General features: G+C 67.9%; 16 protein-coding genes. 8 read left to right on the top strand and 8 right to left on the bottom strand.

Features of this window, described 5'->3' with window-relative positions; translation table 11 throughout:
- The first annotated feature begins 66 nt into the window (after positions 1-66).
- Positions 67-885, top strand: coding sequence for a S49 family peptidase (locus J3S20_RS00180; RefSeq protein WP_216833669.1), 819 nt, complete (start codon positions 67-69; stop codon positions 883-885).
- Positions 886-888: 3 nt separating this feature from the next.
- On the opposite strand, the gene J3S20_RS00175 is transcribed toward J3S20_RS00180, so the two are convergent.
- Entirely contained in the window at positions 889-1,074 is a 186-nt protein-coding gene (locus tag J3S20_RS00175; RefSeq protein ID WP_216833668.1) for a tautomerase family protein, read from the bottom strand.
- 54 nt (positions 1,075-1,128) lie between these two features.
- Here J3S20_RS00175 and J3S20_RS00170 point away from each other — a divergent pair, with 54 nt between their 5' ends.
- Together J3S20_RS00170 and J3S20_RS00165 are read left to right on the top strand one after the other, a co-directional pair.
- Complete coding sequence (locus J3S20_RS00170; RefSeq protein ID WP_216833667.1) at positions 1,129-1,815, top strand: alpha/beta fold hydrolase; 687 nt, start codon at positions 1,129-1,131, stop codon at positions 1,813-1,815.
- Between the two features lie 42 nt (positions 1,816-1,857).
- Positions 1,858-2,277: a YybH family protein gene (locus J3S20_RS00165; protein ID WP_216833666.1), complete on the top strand. Its 420-nt coding sequence runs from the start codon at positions 1,858-1,860 to the stop codon at positions 2,275-2,277.
- Here the strand turns inward: J3S20_RS00165 and J3S20_RS00160 are convergent.
- The gene (locus J3S20_RS00160; protein WP_216833665.1) at positions 2,228-2,662 is read right to left on the bottom strand and encodes a ketosteroid isomerase-related protein; all 435 of its coding nucleotides are present in this window, start codon (positions 2,660-2,662) and stop codon (positions 2,228-2,230) included. The two genes, J3S20_RS00165 and J3S20_RS00160, sit on opposite strands and share 50 nt — an antisense overlap.
- 106 nt (positions 2,663-2,768) lie before the next feature.
- On the opposite strand from J3S20_RS00160, the gene J3S20_RS00155 reads away from it, so the two are divergent.
- The 5 genes from J3S20_RS00155 to ppdK all read left to right on the top strand — a co-directional run bounded on the left by J3S20_RS00155 (position 2,769) and on the right by ppdK (position 9,215).
- Positions 2,769-3,638 carry a glycine--tRNA ligase subunit alpha gene (locus tag J3S20_RS00155; protein WP_216833664.1) on the top strand — a complete coding sequence of 290 codons (870 nt, stop codon included), beginning with the start codon at positions 2,769-2,771 and terminating at the stop codon, positions 3,636-3,638.
- 52 nt (positions 3,639-3,690) lie between these two features.
- Complete coding sequence (locus tag J3S20_RS00150) at positions 3,691-3,951, top strand: type II toxin-antitoxin system VapB family antitoxin (RefSeq protein WP_216833663.1); 261 nt, start codon at positions 3,691-3,693, stop codon at positions 3,949-3,951.
- Positions 3,948-4,337 (top strand): type II toxin-antitoxin system VapC family toxin, encoded by a 390-nt coding sequence (locus J3S20_RS00145; protein ID WP_216833662.1) that lies wholly within the window; start codon positions 3,948-3,950, stop codon positions 4,335-4,337. The genes J3S20_RS00150 and J3S20_RS00145 overlap by 4 nt, the downstream gene beginning before the upstream one ends.
- The gene (gene glyS, locus J3S20_RS00140) at positions 4,337-6,478 is read left to right on the top strand and encodes a glycine--tRNA ligase subunit beta (protein WP_216833661.1); all 2,142 of its coding nucleotides are present in this window, start codon (positions 4,337-4,339) and stop codon (positions 6,476-6,478) included. Before J3S20_RS00145 ends, glyS begins: the two co-directional genes overlap by 1 nt.
- 64 nt (positions 6,479-6,542) lie before the next feature.
- On the top strand, positions 6,543-9,215 hold the full coding sequence (gene ppdK / locus J3S20_RS00135; RefSeq protein WP_216833660.1) for a pyruvate, phosphate dikinase: 2,673 nt from the start codon (positions 6,543-6,545) through the stop codon (positions 9,213-9,215).
- 416 nt (positions 9,216-9,631) lie between these two features.
- Here ppdK and J3S20_RS00130 read toward each other — a convergent pair whose 3' ends face one another.
- The 6 genes from J3S20_RS00130 to J3S20_RS00105 form a co-directional block, all read right to left on the bottom strand.
- Complete coding sequence (locus J3S20_RS00130) at positions 9,632-11,647, bottom strand: DEAD/DEAH box helicase (RefSeq protein ID WP_216833659.1); 2,016 nt, start codon at positions 11,645-11,647, stop codon at positions 9,632-9,634.
- A gap of 22 nt (positions 11,648-11,669) precedes the next feature.
- Entirely contained in the window at positions 11,670-13,139 is a 1,470-nt protein-coding gene (locus J3S20_RS00125) for a BREX system ATP-binding domain-containing protein (RefSeq protein WP_216833658.1), read from the bottom strand.
- Complete coding sequence (locus J3S20_RS00120) at positions 13,136-14,413, bottom strand: BREX system ATP-binding domain-containing protein (protein ID WP_246602287.1); 1,278 nt, start codon at positions 14,411-14,413, stop codon at positions 13,136-13,138. Before J3S20_RS00120 ends, J3S20_RS00125 begins: the two co-directional genes overlap by 4 nt.
- Positions 14,414-14,433: 20 nt before the next feature.
- Positions 14,434-15,324: a hypothetical protein gene (locus J3S20_RS00115; RefSeq protein ID WP_216833656.1), complete on the bottom strand. Its 891-nt coding sequence runs from the start codon at positions 15,322-15,324 to the stop codon at positions 14,434-14,436.
- 19 nt (positions 15,325-15,343) lie between these two features.
- Positions 15,344-17,638: a helicase domain-containing protein gene (locus J3S20_RS00110; RefSeq protein ID WP_216833655.1), complete on the bottom strand. Its 2,295-nt coding sequence runs from the start codon at positions 17,636-17,638 to the stop codon at positions 15,344-15,346.
- A 179-nt stretch (positions 17,639-17,817) separates the two neighbouring features.
- Positions 17,818-19,650, bottom strand: coding sequence for a glycoside hydrolase family 55 protein (locus J3S20_RS00105; protein WP_216833654.1), 1,833 nt, complete (start codon positions 19,648-19,650; stop codon positions 17,818-17,820).
- Between the last annotated feature and the right edge of the window lie 5 nt (positions 19,651-19,655).

Here is a 19,655-nt window from a genome sequence, read left to right as displayed (position 1 = left end):
TCGGCGGGCCCGGCGGAAGGGGGGCGGGATGCTTGTCTGGACCTGCGGCGGGCGCATCTATCGGGGATGAACCTGCCCTTCCTGTCCAAGCCGCCCCGCATCGCCGTGCTGCGCCTGTCCGGCGTGATTGCCGCCCGCGGGGCGAGTGCCTTCGCCGCCCCGGGGATCAGCGCGCAAACCACCGGCCCGCTGCTCGACCGCGCCTTCGGCATCAAGCGTCTGGCGGAACTGGCGCTGGTGATCAACTCGCCCGGCGGGTCCCCGGTGCAGTCCAGCCTGGTGGCCCAGCGCATCCGCCGCCTGGCCGACCAGAAGAAGGTGAAGGTCACGGCCTATGTCGAGGATGCCGCGGCCTCCGGCGGCTATTGGCTGGCCTGCGCGGCGGATGAGATCGTGGCCGACCCCGCCAGCATCCTGGGGTCCATCGGCGTGATCAGCGCCGGCTTCGGGCTGGAGGAGGCCATCGGCCGCATCGGCGTGCGCCGGCGCATGCACACGGCCGGCAGCGAGAAGAGTTTTCTCGATCCCTTCGGCCCGGAGCGGCCGGAGGATGTGGCGCGGCTGGAACAGCTGCTGGCGGAGCTGCACGAGACCTTCCGCGACTGGGTGCGCCGCCGGCGCAGCGCCCGGCTGAAGGCGCCCGAGGCCGAGCTGTTCAGCGGGCGCTTCTGGTCCGGCAAGCGCGCCGTGGAGCTGGGCCTGGCCGACCGGCTTGGGGAGGTGACGGCGGAACTCCGCGCCCGGCATGGGGAGAAGGCGCAGCTGATCCCCATCGGCCCGCGCCGCCCGCCCTGGCCGCTGCGGCTGATTTCGGGCGCCGCGCTGGCGGAAGGGGCGATGGCGGCGGTGGAGGACCGGGCGGCCTGGGCGCGGCTGGGACTTTGACTCCTACCGCTCGCTGCACAGCACGCCGCCCTTGGCCTTCGAATCCTTGTCGGATTCGACGATCTGGATGGTCACGGATTCCGGCGCCACGCTGAAATTCTTCACCATGGCCTCGGTCATGTCCTTGACCAGGCCGCGCTTCTGTTCGGTGGTGCGGCCGGCAACGGCATAGATGATGATCTCGGGCATGGCGGTCTCCTTCAGCTTTCGATCCTGCGTCCCTTCAGGGCAGAGGCCAAGCGCGTGGCGGTAGTGCTGTTGCCCGGCTTCATGCTGGATGCCGGGCTCTGGGACGAGATGACGCCGCTGTTGGCCCCGCTCGGCCCGATCCACCATGGCGACCTGTTCCAGGACGACACGCTGCAGGGCATGGCGGAGCGCGTGCTGGCGGGCGCGCCGGAGCGCTTCGCGCTGGTCGGCTTCTCGATGGGCGGCTTCGTGGCGCGGGAGGTGGCGCGGATGGCGCCGGGCCGGGTGCAGGCGCTGGTGCTGGTGGCGACTTCCGGCCGCGGCGACAGCGCGTCCCAGCAGGCGCGACGCGGGGCGATCTCCGGCCGGGCCTTCCGGGGGATGAGCCGCGGCGCCATCGCCCGCGGGCTGCATCCGGACCGCGCCGGGGATACGGTCCTGGTGGACCGGCTGCGGGCCATGGGGGACCGGCTGGGCGGGGAGGTTTTCGGGCGCCAGTCGAGCCTGCCGCGTCCTGCCTTCGACACGCGCCTAGCGGAGATCGCCTGCCCCACCCTGGTGGTGGCCGCCGCCCAGGATGCGCTGCGCAGCGTGGCGGAATCGGAGGAGTTGGCGGCCGGCATCCCCGGCGCCCAGCTCCGCGTCATCGAGGGCAGCGGCCATATGATTCCCATCGAGGCGCCCGGGGAACTCGCCCGGCTGATCCTCGATTTCACCGGGCCGGCATTGCGCCAAGCCTGATCCGGCGCGAGAGAGGCGCGCGTACCCCCGGAAGGCCGCAGGATGACCCAGGACGAAGCCGATATCCGCAAGCTGGTCCAGCGCTGGTTCGACGCGACCCGCGCCGGGGACCTCGAGACCGTCGCCGGGCTGATGACCGAGGACGTGGTCTTCATGGTCCCGGGCAAGGACCCCTTTGGCCGCGAGGCCTTCCTGGCCGCGGCGCAGGCGATGCGCGGCGTGAAGATCGAGGGCGCGAGCACGGTGCAGGAGGTGGAGGTGCAGGGCCACCTCGCCTGGGTGCGCGGCCAGGTGACCGTCTCCGTCACCCCCTGGCATGGCGGCGCCATGAAGCACATGGCGGGCAGCACGCTGTCCATCTTCCGGCGCGGGCCGGATGGCGCCTGGCGGCTGGCGCGGGACGCGAACCTGCTTACGCCGGGCCCGGCCGAGCCCCCTCCGGCGGAGCCGACACCTGGCTGATCCAGTCCGGCAGGTTGTAGTGGGTGGCGATGCGGGCGATTTTCCCGTCGCGGATGGTCAGGAAGGCGCCGGCGGGCAGGGCGTAGCGCTGGCCATGCGCCTCGGGCAGGCCGTCCTCGGTGCGGAGATACTGGCCGAGCACGGTGAATTCGGCGGCGGCGCGGCTGCCGGAGGCATCGACCATCACCACCAGATCCGCCAGCTGTTCGGCATAGGCGGCATCCATGCCGGCCATGAAGGCGGCGAAGGCCGGCTTGCCGGTGCGGCGGGTGCCCTGGTTCGGGTCGTGGATCACATCCTCCGTCAGCAGGGCCAGCATGGCGGCGCGGTCACCGGCATTGAAGGCGGCGTAATAGGCGCGGATCAGGCGCTCGGCATCGGTCATGAAGGGGCCCCTTGCTTGCCGGGCTGCCCGGCCGCTTGCTTGCCGGCCTGCCCGGCCGGGGGGTATTGAAGCGGTCGAAACCTCCCCGGCAAGACCTGTACCCGGCATGTCCGCAAAACCTCCCTCCTTCCAGGACATCATCCTGCGCCTCCATAATTTCTGGAGCGCGCAGGGCTGCCTGATCCTGCAGCCCTATGACATGGAAGTCGGCGCCGGCACCTTCCACCCGGCCACCACGCTGCGCGCGCTGGGCACGAAGCCCTGGTCGGCGGCCTATGTGCAGCCCTCCCGCCGGCCCTCCGATGGCCGCTATGGCGAGAATCCGAACCGGCTGCAGCACTACTACCAATATCAGGTCATCATGAAGCCGAGCCCGGCCGATGCGCAGGACCTGCTGCTGGCCAGCTACCGCGACCTGGGCCTCGATCCGATGAAGCATGACTTCCGCTTCGTCGAGGATGACTGGGAAAGCCCGACGCTCGGCGCCTGGGGGCTGGGCTGGGAGATCTGGTGCGACGGAATGGAGGTCGGCCAGTTCACCTATTTCCAGCAAGTCGGCGGCATCACCTGCGAGGTGCCGTCCTTCGAGATGACCTACGGGCTGGAACGCCTGGCCATGTTCATCCAGGACGTGGACGATGTGTATGAGCTGGATTTCAACGGCCGCGGCGTGAAGTACGGCGAGGTGTTCCGTCGCGCCGAGGTCGAATACAGCCACCACAATTTCACCGGCGCCGACACCGCGATGCTGTTCCAGCATTTCGCCGACGCCGAGCGCGAATGCCAGTCGCTGCTGGCCTATGACCCGCCGCTGGCCCTGCCGGCCTATGACCAGTGCATCAAGGCCAGCCACCGCTTCAACCTGCTGGACGCCCGCGGCGCCATCAGCGTGACGGAACGCGCCGCCTATATCGGCCGCGTCCGGGCGCTGGCCAAGGGCTGCTGCGAGGCCTGGGTCGCGGGCGAGACCGCGTGACTTTATCGCGTTCTTCTACCATGATGCGCTGCCATTCTACCATGAGGGCGCCATGGGCCAGTTGAACATCAAGGACGATGCGCTGATCGCCGATGCCAAGGCGCTGGCGGAGTTGCTGGGCACCAGCACCACCGCCGCGTTGCGCGAGGCGGTGCAAAGCCGTCTGGCGAGCGAGCGGGCGGTGCGGAACGACAGGGCGCGCCGGAAGTACGAGGCGCTGATGGCGATCGGTCGCGAATCCGCCAAGCTGTTCCCGCCGGTGGGCAGCAGCGATCACAGCGATCTCTATGACGAGAACGGCCTGCCCAGGTGATCGTCGATACCTCCGCCTTCATGGTGATCCTGCGGCAGGAGCCGGAGGCCGAACGCTTCACCGCGATGCTTGCCGATGCCTCGGACGTGGCGCTTTCCGCCGCCACGCTGCTGGAACTCGGCATGGTGGCGGAGGGCCAGGCCGGCCCGGCCATCCGGCCGCGGATGGACCAGCTTCTGGCCGATGCCGGGGCGGAGGTCGTGCCGGTCACGGAGTCCCAGGCGCGGCTGGCGCTGGAAGCCTGGCGCCGCTACGGCCGCGGCCGCCACAAGGCCGCGCTGAATTTTGGCGACTGCTTCGCCTATGCCCTGGCGCGGGAGCGCAATGCGCCGCTGCTGTTCAAGGGCGCTGATTTTTCCGAGACCGATGTGAAGGCCGCGATCTGATGCCGGAGTTTCTGCTCGAACTGTTTTGCGAGGAAATTCCGGCGCGCATGCAGGCGCGGGGCGCCGAGGATCTTGCCAAGGCCTTCGCCACCGCCGCCGCGCCGCTGCTGGAAGGCGCACCGAAACCCTTCTACGGGCCGCGCCGCATCGGCCTGTCCGCGACGCTGCGCGCCGAAGTCACCACCGAGGGCAAGGAGGAGCGCGGCCCGCGCACCGCGGCGCCACCGGCGGCGCTGGACGGTTTTCTCCGCAAGCACGGCGCCACGCGGGAACAACTGGTGGACCAGAACGGCTTCTGGGTGCTGCAGAAGCCGGGCGAAACCATCGCCGCCGCGGCCCTGCTGGCGCAGGTTCTGCCGGGGCTGATCCAAAACTTCGGCTGGCCGAAATCCATGCGCTGGAACGGCCCCTTCACCTGGGTGCGCCCGCTGCATCGCATCCTGTGTCTGCTGGACGGGAAGGTTGTGCCCTTCTCCATCGCCGCGCTGCCGGGGATGGAAAGCGGCACCCTCACCGAGGGCCACCGCATCATGGCCGCCGCCGACCGCGTCTTCGCGGTGAAGGGCCTCGCCGATTACGAGGCCGGCCTGCGCGCCCGCTTCGTGGAGCCCGATGCCGCGGCGCGCATGGCGCTGATCGAGACAGGATTGGCGAAACTCGCCGCCGAACAGGGCGTCGCCGTGGTGCCTGATCGCGGGCTGCTGGAGGAGGTGGCCGGGCTGGTCGAATGGCCGGTGCCGCTGCTCGGCCGCATCGACGACGCCTTCATGGACCTGCCGCCCGAGCTGATGCGCACCACCATGCGCGTGAACCAGCGCTATTTCTCGCTGGTGAAGCCGGATGGCGGCGCGGCGCCCTTCTTTGGGCTGGTGGCGAATATCGCCGCCACCGATGGCGGCGCCACGCTGATCGCGGGCAATGAGCGCGTGCTGCGCGCCCGCCTCTCCGACGCCCGCTTCTTCTGGGACCAGGACCGCAAGCAGCGGCTGGACGACTTCCTGCCGAAGCTGGAGACGGTGGTCTTCCACGCCAAGCTGGGCACGCAAGGGCAGCGCGTGGCGCGGCTGGAGCGGCTGGCGCGCTGGCTGGCGCCGCATCTGGGCGCCGATCCGGCGCTTGCTGCCCGCGCGGCAAAACTGGCCAAGGCGGACCTGGCCTCGGGCCTGGTCGGCGAATTCCCGGAATTGCAGGGCACCATCGGCCGCTACTACGCGCTGCACCAGGGCGAGGACGCCCGTGTGGCGGAGGCGATCGGCACGCAGTACCGGCCGCTCGGCCCGGGCGATGCGGTGCCGAGCGAGCCCGTCGCCATCGCCGTGGCGCTGGCGGACAAGCTCGACATGCTCGCAGGCTTCTTTGCGGTGGACGAGCGCCCGACCGGCTCCGGCGACCCCTTCGCGCTGCGCCGCGCCGCGCTGGGCATCATCCGGATCATCCGCGAGAACCGCCTGCGGCTGCGCCTGGAAGACGCGCTGGCCGAGGCCTTCTTTGGCTTCCCCCAGGCGCTGGGCGAGACCGCCAGCCCCGAATTCGGCATGGCCGTCGCCCAGGACAAGCTGAAGACCGGCTGGCAGCCCGCCCCCCGTGGCGCCCACCCGCCGATGGTCGCCGCCTTCGCCGCCGGGCTGCTCGACTTCCTGGCCGAACGCCTGCGCGTGCAGCTTCGCGCCGAGGGCGCCCGGCACGACCTGGTGGCCGCCGCCTTCGGTCAGGGCGGGGAGGACGACCTGCTGCGCCTGCTGTCCCGCGCGGAGGCGCTGAAGGCGCTGGTGGAAGGCCCGGATGGCCCCAACCTTCTGGCCGCCGCCAAGCGCGCCGCCAACATTCTGCGGATCGAGGACAAGAAGGACGGGCCGCATGCCGGCCCCATCGACCCGGCCCTGCTGGTGGCGCCGGAGGAGCAGGCGCTGGCCGCGGCGCTGGACCAGGCCGAACCCCTGGTCGCCCAGGCCTTGCTTGCCGAAAATTTCGGCGCCGCCATGTCCGCCCTGGCCGCGCTCCGCGCCCCGCTCGACGCATTTTTCGAAAAGGTCATCGTCAACGACCCCGCGCCCGCAACCCGGGCCAACCGGCTGCGCTTGCTCGCACGGCTCAGGGGCGGCATGGATACGGTCGCAGACTTTTCCAGGATCGAAGGCTGAGCCACGGCGCCTCCCCCACTCCCCTGGGGGCTCCGTAACAGTCCAAACAGGAGAACGCCGTCCAATGACTCAATGGGTCTACAGCTTCGGCGCCGGCCACAATGAAGGCCGCGCGGACATGCGCAACCTGCTGGGCGGCAAGGGCGCGAACCTGGCCGAGATGGCCAGCATCGGCCTGCCGGTCCCGCCGGGCTTCACCATCACCACCGAGGTCTGCACCTATTACTACGACCACGGCCAGTCCTACCCGCCGGAGCTGAGCAACGCCGTCGACACCGCGCTCGCCCGCATCGAGGCCGCCGTCGGCGCCAAGTTCGGCGACCATCACAAGCCGCTGCTCGTCTCCGTCCGCTCCGGCGCCCGCGTCTCCATGCCCGGCATGATGGACACGGTGCTGAACCTGGGCCTGAACGATTCCACCGTGGAAGGCCTGGCCGCGGCTTCCGGCGATGCGCGCTTCGCCTGGGACAGCTACCGCCGCTTCATCCAGATGTTCGGCTCCGTCGTGCTGGGCGTGGATCACCACCGCTTCGAGGAAATCATCGAGCATGTGAAGCTCGATGCCGGCGTCTCCGAGGATACCGAGCTCAAGGCCCAGGACTGGCACCGCGTGGTCGCCGGCTACAAGGACATGGTCGAGGAGGTGACGGGCAAGCCCTTCCCGCAGGACCCGAAGGCGCAGCTCTGGGCCGCGATCGGCGCGGTCTTCGGCAGCTGGATGAACCCGCGCGCCAATACCTATCGCCGCCTGCACGACATCCCCGCGCAGTGGGGCACCGCCGTGAACGTCCAGGCGATGGTCTTCGGCAATATGGGCGAGGATTGCGCGACGGGCGTCTGCTTCACCCGCGACCCCTCCACCGGCGAGAATTTCTTCTACGGCGAATACCTGATCAACGCCCAGGGCGAGGACGTGGTGGCCGGCATCCGCACGCCGCAGCCCATGGCCGAGTCCCGCGCCAAGCCCGGCGAGCGCAGCATGGAAGTCGCCATGCCGCAGGCCTATGCCGAGCTGGTCGCCGTCCGCGAAAAGCTCGAGAAGCACTACGCGGATATGCAGGACATCGAGTTCACGGTGCAGCAGAACAAGCTGTACATGCTGCAGACCCGCAACGGAAAGCGCACAGCCGCCGCCAGCCTCAAGATCGCCGTCGACATGGCCCGCGAAGGCCTGATCGACCGCACCGAGGCCATCAAGCGCGTCGACCCCAAGGCGCTGGACCAGCTGCTGCACCCGACGCTGGACCCGAAGGCGCCTCGCAAGGCGATCGCCAAGGGCCTGCCCGCCAGCCCCGGCGCTGCCTGCGGCGTCATCGTCTTCTCGGCGGATGAGGCCGAGGCCCGCGCCGCCAAGGGCGAGGCCGTCATCCTGGTCCGCATCGAGACGTCCCCCGAGGACATCCACGGCATGCACGCCGCCCGCGGCATCCTGACCACCCGCGGCGGCATGACCAGCCACGCCGCCGTGGTCGCCCGCGGCATGGGCCGGCCCTGCGTCGCCGGCGCCGGCTCCGTCACCGTGGATTATGCCGGCCAGACGCTGACCGCCGGCGGCAAGCGCCTGGCGGCCGGCGAGACCATCACCCTCGACGGCGCCACCGGCGAGGTCTTCGCGGGCACCGTGGCGATGATCGAGCCGCAGCTCTCGGGGGATTTCGCCACGCTCATGGAATGGGCCGATGGTGTGCGCAAGATGAAGGTGCGCGCCAATGCCGAAACCCCACTGGATGCCGAGACCGCCCGCAAATTCGGCGCCGAGGGCATCGGCCTCTGCCGCACCGAGCACATGTTCTTCGACCCGGAGCGCATCGGCGCCGTCCGGCAGATGATCATGGCGGATACCGAGGACGGCCGCCGCGACGCCCTCTCCCGGCTGCTGCCCTTTCAGCGCGAAGATTTTCTTGAATTGTTCAGGATCATGGCGGGGCTGCCGGTGACGATCCGGCTGCTCGATCCGCCGCTGCATGAATTCCTGCCGCACAAGGACAGCGAGATCGCCGAGGTGGCGCAAAGCCTCGGCGCCGATGTCGCGGCCATGCAGCGCCGCGCCGCCGACCTGTCCGAAGCCAACCCCATGCTCGGCCACCGCGGCTGCCGCCTTGGCCTGACCTATCCCGAAATCTACGAGATGCAGGTCCGCGCCATCTTCGAAGCGGCCATCGCCATCGCCAAGGAAACCGGCAAGGCGCCCGTGCCGGAAATCATGATCCCGCTCGTCGCCCTGCGCCGCGAGCTGGAAATCCTGCGCGCCCTGGTCGACCGCGTCGCCCAGGAAGTCTTCGCCGAAACCAGCCACCACATCGTCTACCAGGTCGGCACGATGATCGAACTGCCGCGCGCCGCCCTGATCGCCGACAGCATCGCCGAATCCGCCGACTTCTTCTCCTTCGGCACCAACGACCTGACCCAGACGGTCTTCGGCCTCTCGCGCGACGACGCCGGCAAGTTCCTGCCCTTCTACGTGGAGAAGGGCATCCTGCCGAAAGACCCCTTCGTCTCCATCGACATCGACGGCGTCGGTGCCCTGGTGCAGATCGCCGCCGAACGCGGCCGCAAGACCAAGCCCGACCTGAAGCTCGGCATCTGCGGCGAACACGGCGGCGACCCCGCCTCCATCCACTTCTGCGGCGCCACCGGCCTCGACTACGTCTCCTGCTCCCCCTACCGCGTCCCAGTCGCCCGCCTTGCAGCGGCCCAAGCGGCGCTGACGGGCACGGGTGGAGATCGGACGGCCTGAAAGGGCGCTGAAGATCGGCGCTGCTGATGGCAGGGAGGGCGCCGCCCTCCCTCCGTCGTCGCAGCGCCGCGACCGGAGGGAATCTTTCAGGTCCTGCGCACCTTCGGGCGGGTGCGCGGCATGTGCGGGCGTGGAAGAACGGCTAGGACGAAAGCTTCAACGGCAATCGGCGTGACACGCTGCTGGACCGCGAGATGTTCCATTCACGCCGGGAAGCCGGGGTGCTGATCGAGCGCCGGCGACACCGCGACTCCACCGGCAGGCCGCAAAGGGCGCCAGGCGATCGGCCGCCGGCGGCTGCGCCGGTGTGGACCAACGGGCGCGCGCAGCAGATCTGGCCACGGCGCACCCGGAAGATGGTGTAGGATTTGAAACCCAGGCCAACACGTCTCTCGCAGGTGTTCGCTGCACTTCTCCTACCGTGCGTCCGCTCCCGGGGGCGCTCCGGTTGGAGGCATGGAGCCGATCTGGTCGATTGCCTCGATGCGGTCCAGCCAACGCCAGAATGGCTTCCAAGGAATCGAGCTTCGCTTCTCCAGAGCGGCGAGCCGCGGCGATAGCTCGTTGAGGTATCGGCTCGGACTTGTGAATTTCGTCGCCGTGCTCAGCGGCAAGTCGCCTGCCTCCTCCGCAGACCGAGCCAGCTCGCGTATGAAGTCGAGCGAAACATCGAGCAGATGGACCGGGCCGGCCACGCTGTCAGGCGTAACCGCAAAGCGCCGGTCGGGAAGCTGCCGGGCGAATAGGGCCCCGAGGAGCGTGTTGTACGTCTCCCCACCCCATGTCACGAGCTCTGCTCCGCTCAAGTGCCACCGCACCGGATCGAAACCGCGCTGGCGAGCCAGCCCCCAGATAACGCTCCGGCTGACCGGCAGCGCCGGTCCGGTGCCCTTGATCCTAGCAAGCGACTGCGAACGTGCCGCTGCGCCGCCGAGGTACGCTCCGCCTTCAGAGCCCGCCAACAAACGTCGCATCGAACCGCCGTGGAAGATGGCGCCCCCTGCCGTGGACTCGTCGGCATCGCGAATGGCCGTCTTGCCGGTCCGAATATCGACCACGGCGCTTCCGACCCGGCTGGCAATGACCGTGTGGATCTGACCGGCGTCGGCCTCGTCCATGAGCCGATCGCACGGGATGAGGGCCCCACGAACATCGGCGAGGCAGCCGGTTTCGACCATGTCGTTGATGACGGCCTTATGATCATCTGCACCGGCTTCGGCGCAGAGCGCGGCTGCGGACAGCGGTCGGTCCTGGCGCGTCGCCCTCCAACAGAGGCTCAGGATCTGCTGGAAGCGCACCGAGGGACGGTCGTACTCGTGGATATCGTCGAGTTCACCGCGGCGGCCGCAGTCCACAAGGGCCCGTATCAAGCGCTCGTCGTTTTCCGTCGCCCGGAAAGCTACAACACGGCAGACATCGCTGCGGCGATTGCCGCGCCCTATACGCTGCAGAAATCCGCTGACGCTCCGGGGCGGATCGCTCAGGACGACCGTGTCAACGTCGCCGATGTCGATGCCGATCTCCAGCGTGGTAGTCGCAACACACACGCCGTAGCGCTTCCTGCGCATCTCGTCCTCGACGCGCTCGCGCTCTGTTGCCGCTAAGGCACCGAAGTGGAGGTGGACGGGCCAGCGGGTACCCTCCAGTTCCCGATGGAGGTGGGCCGCCAAGCCATGGGCCCCGTTCCGGGAGTTCGCGAAGACAAGCACCTTCTCGGCGGCAGCCCGCTGCAGCCAGCGCGCGAGGGCGCCTGCACGTTCCCTGTCGGGGTCTCCGTCCGCATCGATGTCGACGAACTGCAGCTCGATGTCCCGCGATGCACCGTGAGACAGCACCTTTGCCCCGGCACCGAGCCAGGTCTCCGCGACGCCAGCCATGTCGTCGAGCGTCGCTGTCATACCAACGAGCTGGAACCTATCTCTAGGTGACCCGGAAGGTGCGGCCGCTTTCCGAATCCGCGCGATGACATGCCGGAGTTGCTGCCCGCGCGGCTGCCCGTGGAGCAGATGGATCTCGTCCACAATGACGGCGCGGACCCCAGACAACGTCTCTGGACGGCGGAGTTGGAGGGAGTCGAGTGCCTCCGGCGTTACTAGAAGGCAAAACGCACCTGAGGCTGTTCGGAACTCGTGCCGGTCGCCCGTGTACCGTGCGACCGCGCCAGCCTGCCTCGTCTCGAGATAGGTGACGAGACGTTCGTAAAGGTCGTTGACGAGAGCCTTCGTGGGGGCAACGTAGATTGTAGAGAGATCGCGGCGCTTGAAGGTGATATGGCGCTGATAGAGTGGCGTCACGGCAGCCTCGGTCTTGCCCGAGGCGGTCGGCGCCGCGAACAGCACATTGTGGCCCCTCACCACCTCGGGCATCACCATGGCCTGACCTGCGTAAGGCTGACGCCCGGTGAAGAATACCGGGAACGCGTCCGGCATCATCCGGGCCAGGTCGGAGCGGCTACTAGTCATCCCAGGGCAGGCCCTCGCCCGCGACCTGGCGCGCGGCGTCCTGAACGATGGCTAGAAGTTCTTCACCGCCTACGAGCCTCGGCTGACTCATCAGCACGGCGGCCGGAAAGCCCGCCATCTTTGTCCAGTTGCGCAGGAGCTTTTCCGACTGCGGCGTCTGCTCGAAGTGCTCCCTCAGAGCGCCGGCGATGCGGCCGCGCAGGCCAGGATCGGAGAGCACCCCTACCTTGGGGCCCAGGCGCCCCGCCGCCTCAGCGAGGAACGCCTCCGACCAAGCCTCGTAATCCTCAGCGCTTGGCGGCTCGAGCTGGACCACATCTTCGGGCGAGTGGATCAGCACGCTCATCTCGCCGGCCTTCCGGCGCAGGTCCTGCGTGTCCTCGCCCTCCGTCAAGCCGACGAAGAGGCTGAAGTGCGGACCCTCCCGCCAGAAAGGCGGCGCGTCGGCAAGCAGGTGGGGGTAGTCGGACTGAGGGTCGCGAAGGTCCTGCCGCGGCCGGTGAGCACACCGCGCTAGGATGTCGAAGAAATTGTTGGCCCTGATATATCTGTTCGCCGAGTAGGTACGGACGTGCTCGGCCTCGTCGATGATGATGGCAAGGCCGCGGTATCCAAGGGCCTGCAGCACCTCGTGAAGGACCACGAGTTGGTAGGCGTAGAGCAGTCCAGTGTCCTTGGATTGCGGCATGGCCGGTATCGTGTCCCGATGGCCGGCCCGCCAGGTCGCGGAGCGGATGGCGCTGATCTGCTTCACCTGGCCAGCAAGCCAGCTGACCGCAGAGACGTACTCATGATCGTCGCGGCGGTGGGAGAGATACTGGAGCGCGTCGAGGCCCTTGCTGAACCATGGGGAACCGCGGAAGTACCGAAGCGACCGAACCGTGGTCCAGTTGTCACGCATCTCCTTGATGAGGTCAAAGAAGTCCTCGCTCCGCGTACCGTCGGCCCGCATGGGGAATTCAAGCCCGGTGATAAGCTCCTGGAAGACCGAGGATGGCTTCGCTGGGTCAGCGGCCTTTGGGTCGAGTTCTAGCGACGCTGTGACCCATCCCTCACGCAGAGCGATTGCCTTCACCAAGCGGAGGTGGTGCGATTTGCCGGAGCCATAATAGCCCATAAAGACGCGGGATGCCCCCTTCTTTGGGGCATCCCTCAGCAGAGCACGAATGCCGTCGGAGACTTCATCGCCACCGATGGTGAGCTTCACCAGCTGCTCCGGATCGGCAGGAACGACGCCGAGATTGACCGCCTCGAAGGAGCGCCGGAAAGCGAGATCTGTCGTTGGCCCATTTGTCGCCGGCACTGCCGCGGCAGCACTGCCGTTAGCCTTGATGACGAGTTCGGCGACGTTCACGTCCAGAGTCTCGCCAAAGAAGTCGACAGTGGCGGTCTCGCCGAGAACAGCTAGCACCTTCCCGATGCCGAACTCCGCGTGTTCGACCTGAGCGCCGGCGGAGATCACGTGCCATCACCCTCCAGAGGCGGCTCGTTGTTGTTGACGAAGTCGCTCGCCTGCTCCGCGCTGATGGAGTGTTGCGTCTCGCGCTGCCCTTCGAGGAAGCGGCAGTACTGGTAGACGAAGAAGCGGGGCTTCGGCGTCTCGAAGAGGATGGCCTTCTGCGCAGCGACGATCGCCTTCATGTTGGTCGCTTGGACCGCCTTATCCCAGGTGACGCCGTAGGCCTTGCTGAACACCGAGAGCAGGCGCTCGCCGATGCTGTAGATCACGTCCTCAGAGTTCGCCTCCTCGATATTGATCAGCGGCACCTGCGGGCTGCCTTTCGAGAACGCCTTATTGCCGATGCGGTCCTGGAGGGCGCGGTACGTGCTGATCACCTCGGAGCGGAAGTCGGGCGTAGCGGCGTACAAGAACATCACGCCGCCGAACTCGCCCTCCGCATTCTGATTGATCATGGTGAGAAGGTTCTCGATCGCCTGCTTCTGCTTGGCAGAGCCACGGCGGAAGGAGGACGTGCGCGTGCCCTCGTCGAAGGCGATGAGGAAGCCGCGGTAGCCCATTCTGCTCCGTAGGAACGCAATCACGGTCTTGAGGCGGCGGAACGCATTGTCGTCCCGCACCGGCTCGAATAGCCCCAGGTTCTTGAGCGCGGCCGAACGGACATTGCCCCCGCGGATCCAGGAGATCAGCTCACTGTCGGCAACAGCCTCTTTCGCTCCGCAATTCGTCTTCAGAAACCGCAGGCTGAGCGCCGTGAGTGCGGAGGCCATCTGAGGGTCGGGCGCGCCCTTCCAGAGGCCACCGATCTGCTGCTCGATCTGGCGCTGAACGATCTCGGGCACGTCGTTACCTGGCTCGGCGCCGAGCTGTCGGATGCGTCGCCCGATCCAGCAGTCGATGAGAATCTCGATTCCCTTGTCATCGCGCTGGGCTTCTGCCGGAGGGCTGAAGCACTCCATGATCGCCGCGAAGATCGCCGCTGGCGAGTTGAAAGGGCACTCGTTCCCTACTGTCACAAGCGCAGTCACCACGTTCTGCTCGCTGGCGCGCTGCGCGAGGCTGTTGATGAACTGCGTCTTGCCGCTACCGTAGTCGCCCTCCAGGTACTTGAAGCAGCCGATCCCGTCCGCCAGCTCGCCGCGGAAGTAGTTCTGGTCGAGAGCGTCCAAGATGTGATCTGTGCCGACATTGATGAAGTGCGAGTACTTACCGGGAGCGATTGGTGCGTTCAGGAGGTTGCGCACCAGGCGTCGCGCGTCACTCGCGTCGAGGAGCATTTCCACGTTCGACCTTCCTCTCAGCTCGACTGCTTGCGGATGTAGATCATGGGGCGCACGACCGTGCCTTCCGGATTGCTCGGCACGAAGAAGGCGCGCGACTTGGGCCCGTGGGCCTGATTGAGCGTTGCCGGCACGAGTTCGAAGCTCTCTCGCTGTCCGGATGCGTCGCGGTGGCGACGCCAGTTGATAAGGTTCGCGATGAACACCGCTTCCGGGACGTCCTCGAAGTTGCGGCGGGATGGGCTTCCCCAGAAGCGCTCATCCTGCGCCGCGACCTTGAAGAACCGCGCGACGTCCGCGATGAACACGTTGTCGCCCTCACCGAAATGGTGGGCCATCGTCCAAGCGAGCGACAGCCGGCCGAGGAACCGGTCCACTGGCATGGTCCACTTCTCGACGATGCGTTCGGAAGCGGCGTAGGCGCTGACAACGTAGTCAATGTCGGCCGGAATTTTCGCGATGACCGGGTAGTGCGGCGTCATCGACCACGCCCAGTTCTGGCCGCCCTTGTCGGGCACGAGGACGAGCCGGCCGGCGAAGAAGTGGTTATCCTTACTGCCAGTCGAGACGCCTTCCAGGCGGTGAAGAACCTGCATGGCAAAGCGCCGCCGGTTCTCCGGGTGCCGCATGTGGTCGGTGTGCGCGTCCACGGCGCGGCGCGCGTCGGCGATCTCACTCTGGACCCCAGGATCGCGGGATGCCTCGTCGGGTAGAGAGAGCGCAAGGAGCTCCTGCTGCCGCTCGATGGTTGCCGGCGGCATGTCCAACCCTTCAGCCCGGGTTTGTCCTTGGCCGAGGATACGCGGCAGGCGCGCCGAGAGGATGCCCTTCGCGTTGGCCAGCAGGCCTGTGCGCTCGACGAAGCGCTCCAGCTGCGGGAACAAGGGTGGGCTCTGGGTGTGGGACATGCTGGAGAGGTTCCGGAGGTCAAGACTGGGTGACGTCGAAAAGAGACTTGTCGACCTTGCGCAAGAGCGGAGGGTACTCGCTGCAGATCAGTGCGAGGCGCCGTGCTGGGCGTGACAGGGCCACGTAGGCGCGGTTGAGGGTGAAATTCAGCGCCGCCGTCTCCACGTCCTCCAGCCCGAGCACGATGCAGGCATCGAACTCGAGGCCCTTGATGCGCTCGACGGAGGTGGTGAGAAGGCCTGCGCCAATGGCAGACCACGCCGGTGCCAGGAGCACGCCCGACTTCTCCAACTCTGCCCGCAGCCTGTTGAGCGACTGCTCGTCTTCGTTGATCTGCAGGAGAGCCACGCTGCTCACGACGTCGGAGCGCCGTAGCACTGACGCAATCTGCTTAATTCTCAGCGCGTGGTCCTGCGGTTGAGCGATGATGAGCTGCGGCTTCTTGTCCTCCATATCCGCGTTGACGTCGAAGGTGGGACGCTCCCTAAAGGCAGCCTCGTAGAAGCCCCGCAAGAACCGGCCGATCTGCTTGCTCTGCCGCATGTTGCGGGCGAACGGATAGAACTGCTCCACGCCGCTGCCCCGCAGCGATCTGCCCACGCCCAGCGCGTGCGGAGTCGCCATGCCGTGCACGGGACTTACGATCTGCTGGAAGTCAGCCGATACCGTGAGCGCGCCATCGGGGTCGACCAGTGAACCGAGCAGCGAAGCCTCCGCCACGCAGAGGTCCTGGGCCTCGTCCATCGCGATGTGGGTCCAGCGCTCGCCGGCACTCGTCGCGGGCGCAATGGAGGAGGGCATCTCACGAAACCGGGCCTGTGGGTCCGTCGGCTCCGGTAGAGCAAAGCGCAGGAGCCACGCGAGCCAAGGACGGTCCTCCGGTCCGTAAACTCTCTCGGCCCACTCCCCGACAGCCTGGGCAAGGATCTCGGCCTCCTTCACCCGCGCGCCGGTGCCGCGGCGCACCCGAAGCGCAGCCTCGGACTCACGCCCCCCGAAGTACGCGGCAAGGGCGGACAGCGGGTCGTAGACAGAGAAGAGCCAATGTTGGAACTGCTCGTCGAACTTGCTCCTGGCGCGCGCCGACAGTTTCTCGCGGGCCGCGCCGTAGGCCCTCGACACCTCGGAGTAGACCGCGCCCATGGTCAGCGGGGATTTCAACGGATCGATCCCGGCGGTCGCCGAACCGGCGACGCGTGCCAGCGCCGCGGCCAAGGCCTTCAGCTGCGCGGCGCTGTCCTTATCGGCGGCAACCCAGTCAGCCGCTGCTGCCGCGCCAAGCCTATCTGCGATCTGACGCTCATAGACCTGCCAGAGACGGCCCAGGTCGTGATGGTCCGATAGACCGAGGATGGCGGCCCGTGCCGCAGCATCGAGCTGCGAGAGCTTCTTCTGCCGGGGCCGAGCGTTGTGCTTGTAGATCCAGACCTGTTCCAGGTAGCCGTCCACAAAGTCACCGACAGACTCGACCACGGACGTGGGGATGGCGAGCTGATTGGCGAGGAGGGCCTTCGCCTGCTCGGCAAGGTTCTCGTTGGCGAGAAACACGCGGGTCAGCTCGGGCGTATACGGCACCAGACGACCGCCGCCGTCGCGCTGGTCCTGCTGGTCGTAAAGGAAGCGTATGCGCTGGAAGGCGACCGTGGTCTTCCCGGATCCTGGTGCGCCGGTGACGATCATCAGGCCCGACATGCGCGAGATGAAGGCGTGCACCTGGTCCTTCGTCATGCTCAGCTTCACGGCCTTGAGGCCGGTCTTCGCAGGAGTGACAGCCCTCGCAGGCCGCACGGCGCCGCCGGGCTGGTAGACCGCGGAGAGCTGCGGCGACGTGGCGTCGAAGCGGGCCTTCGCGAGAGGCTCCACGCTGCGCAGGCGGTAGCCGTTCGCCTTTACGTCCTTGTAGTCGCCGATGTCCGTCGCAAGGGCGATCTGGACGCCGGGGTGGGTCCAGGCGAGCACGTTGATCGTGCCGTCCGTCCCCTTCAGGACCTCGTTCGTCGATGCGGCCGCGTTGGCGTACCAGAGTTGCTCTTTCCCCTGGATCTTGCCGTTCTCCCCGACGACTTCCGCGTACACCTCGACCATGGCCTGGAAAGGCTCTGAGGAGATCGCCTCCAGGGTGGCCCGTCGCTGCGAGGCGTAGTCCATCCGGCTCCTGTCGTGATCGGTCAGCCCGTGCAGGCCGCCGACGGGCTCAGGGCCGCCGCGGAAGCGCGCGAGCTCGTACTGCGCCGCGCCCACCGCCGCCTCGGCGTTCCGCTGGTCGCGCGACACGCGCTTCTCCAGTTCCGACTGAGGCGCAACCGCGTCCATCGCCCATCCCTTAAATTGCCCGGGCGCAAGATGATTGATGCCAAATCGATTTGCAAGCCGATCTGATATCGCTTATGTCGGTGTCTCGCGCGCGCGCGCGAGGGCTGCGCCTCGGCCGACGAACCTAGTCTGATTCAGCAGTGCCCGTTGCGCGGTGTCCGGGTGGTCAATCAGACGCCTCAACCGAATCGCCGCTTCACCACCTGCACCGCCAGCGGCGACGCTGCGAGGTCCACCGTCGACGCGCTGACGTTGCGCGCGGTGACGCGCACGCTGTTGTTGCTCCACACGTGGCAGTCCAGCACGAAGGCGATGCTGCTGGTGTCGAGCGAGGCGTCCGCGAAGTCGCCCCGGCGCGCGCCGGGCACCGTGACGTCGATGTTGGCCGTCGCGCCGGGGCCGAGGCTCGGCAGGTCCCAGCTCGTCTCCAGTGCCAGCGTCCGCGTCCCGGCCGGCACTGAGGGGCAGCCGTAGAGGATCGCTGGCGCGTCCTCCGGCAGGCCGTAGAGCCGCAGCGCCTCGAGCTCGATCTGCCCGTCGAAGCCGATGATGCCGATCTGCGCGAAGGCGACGCCCGCCCCGAGCCGCACCGTCTGCCGCCGGTTCAGCGAGCTGTCCTGCATCACCGCGCCGGCCTGCCAGCTCTTCGAGGCGGTGTCCCACTGCATCGTGGTGCCGGAGGCCAGCACGTCCTGCGGCTGGTTCTCCCGAACAGTGCCCGCGCCGTCGAAGGGTCGCACGCAGAGCCGCCCGCCATCGGCGCCGCCGACCAGCCAATGCGCCAGCGCGAATTCCTTCGCGTGCGTGGTCTGCACCACGAAGGCGACGCCGCGGTTGGCGTTCAGCAGCAGCCCCCGCCCGGTCGCCGCGATGCCGTCCAGCCCGTTCCAGGACAGCGCCGCCATGGTGGTCTCGGTGGTGGTCGAGGTCGCGATGATGCAGGCCCCCTCGACGCCGATCTCGGTGTTGCTTTGGCGGAAGGCCGCGGCGCGCAGGTTCGGGATGTTCGCCAGCAGCCGGGTCAGCCGCGACGCTGGCGCACGGTGACGGTTGTAGACGGCGTTCCCCGACCGGGTGGCCGTGGCGGTGTAGTCGATGCCGATGGCGTAGGTCTGCGCCCAGGCCACCTCGTACTCGCAGTCGGTCGCCGCCCCGGTGTGCCGTGCCGCGAGCGGCGAGCACGCCTCCATGCGCATCCCCCGCGCGATGATCGCGGTGCCGTTCGTCTCGTTCAGGAAGGGGATGGCGAGGTTCGGGTCGAGCTGGCGGAGCTCGAAGTTCGGCCCGTCGAAGATGTGCCGGTTGTGGTTGTTGTAGGCCCCGGCCTGCCGCGAAAAGCGCACCCCGAAGCGGTCGATGGTCGGGTTGATCCCGGTCGCGCAGGCGAAGTGGCCGCCGTAGTAGCGGATCGAGGTGTTCCAGGCGGTGGCGGTGGCGCAGTGTGCGTCGAGCCCGTAGCGGTTGTTCAGGATGCGGCCGAGGATCAGCGTGGTGTCCTCGAAGCCGCGGCCGTCGCCCAGCGTGCGCAGCCCGATCGTGAAGCCTGAGACCAGGCGGAGGTCGAGCAGCGAGGAGTCGAGGTTGCGCGCGAGGATGCCGATGTCGGCCTCGCTCGCCCAGTCGGACTGGATCTGCCGCGTGACCTGCAGGTTGAGGTAAAGCTTCTCGCCGTTGCGGGTGGTGCCGCCGTCGCCCAGCGTCAGCACGGTGGCCGGCGCGTTGGCCGCGCCGGAGTACTGGATCACCCCCTGCATGATCAGGCCGCGGGCGCCGCCGCCGAGCGTGACGCCGGCGTCGACGATCCAGGTGCCGGGCGGGATGATCGCGAACTTGCCGTCTGCCGCGGCGCGATCGAAGCAGGCCTGGATGGCGGCGCGGTCGTTGGCTGCGCCATCGCCGAGGCCGCCGAAGTCGCGCGGCAGCACCGCCTCGCGGTCGCGCAGGTACTTCGCGAGATCGGTCTTGGAGATGTTCTGGCCGAGGACCATCAGGTCGTCGATGCGGGCGGCCATGTCGC

This window comes from Falsiroseomonas tokyonensis (assembly GCF_019024325.1).
Taxonomy (GTDB): Bacteria; Pseudomonadota; Alphaproteobacteria; order Acetobacterales; family Acetobacteraceae; genus Falsiroseomonas; species Falsiroseomonas tokyonensis.
The sequence above is the reverse complement of the archived record's forward strand: the minus strand, read 5'-3'. Positions and strand labels throughout refer to the sequence as shown.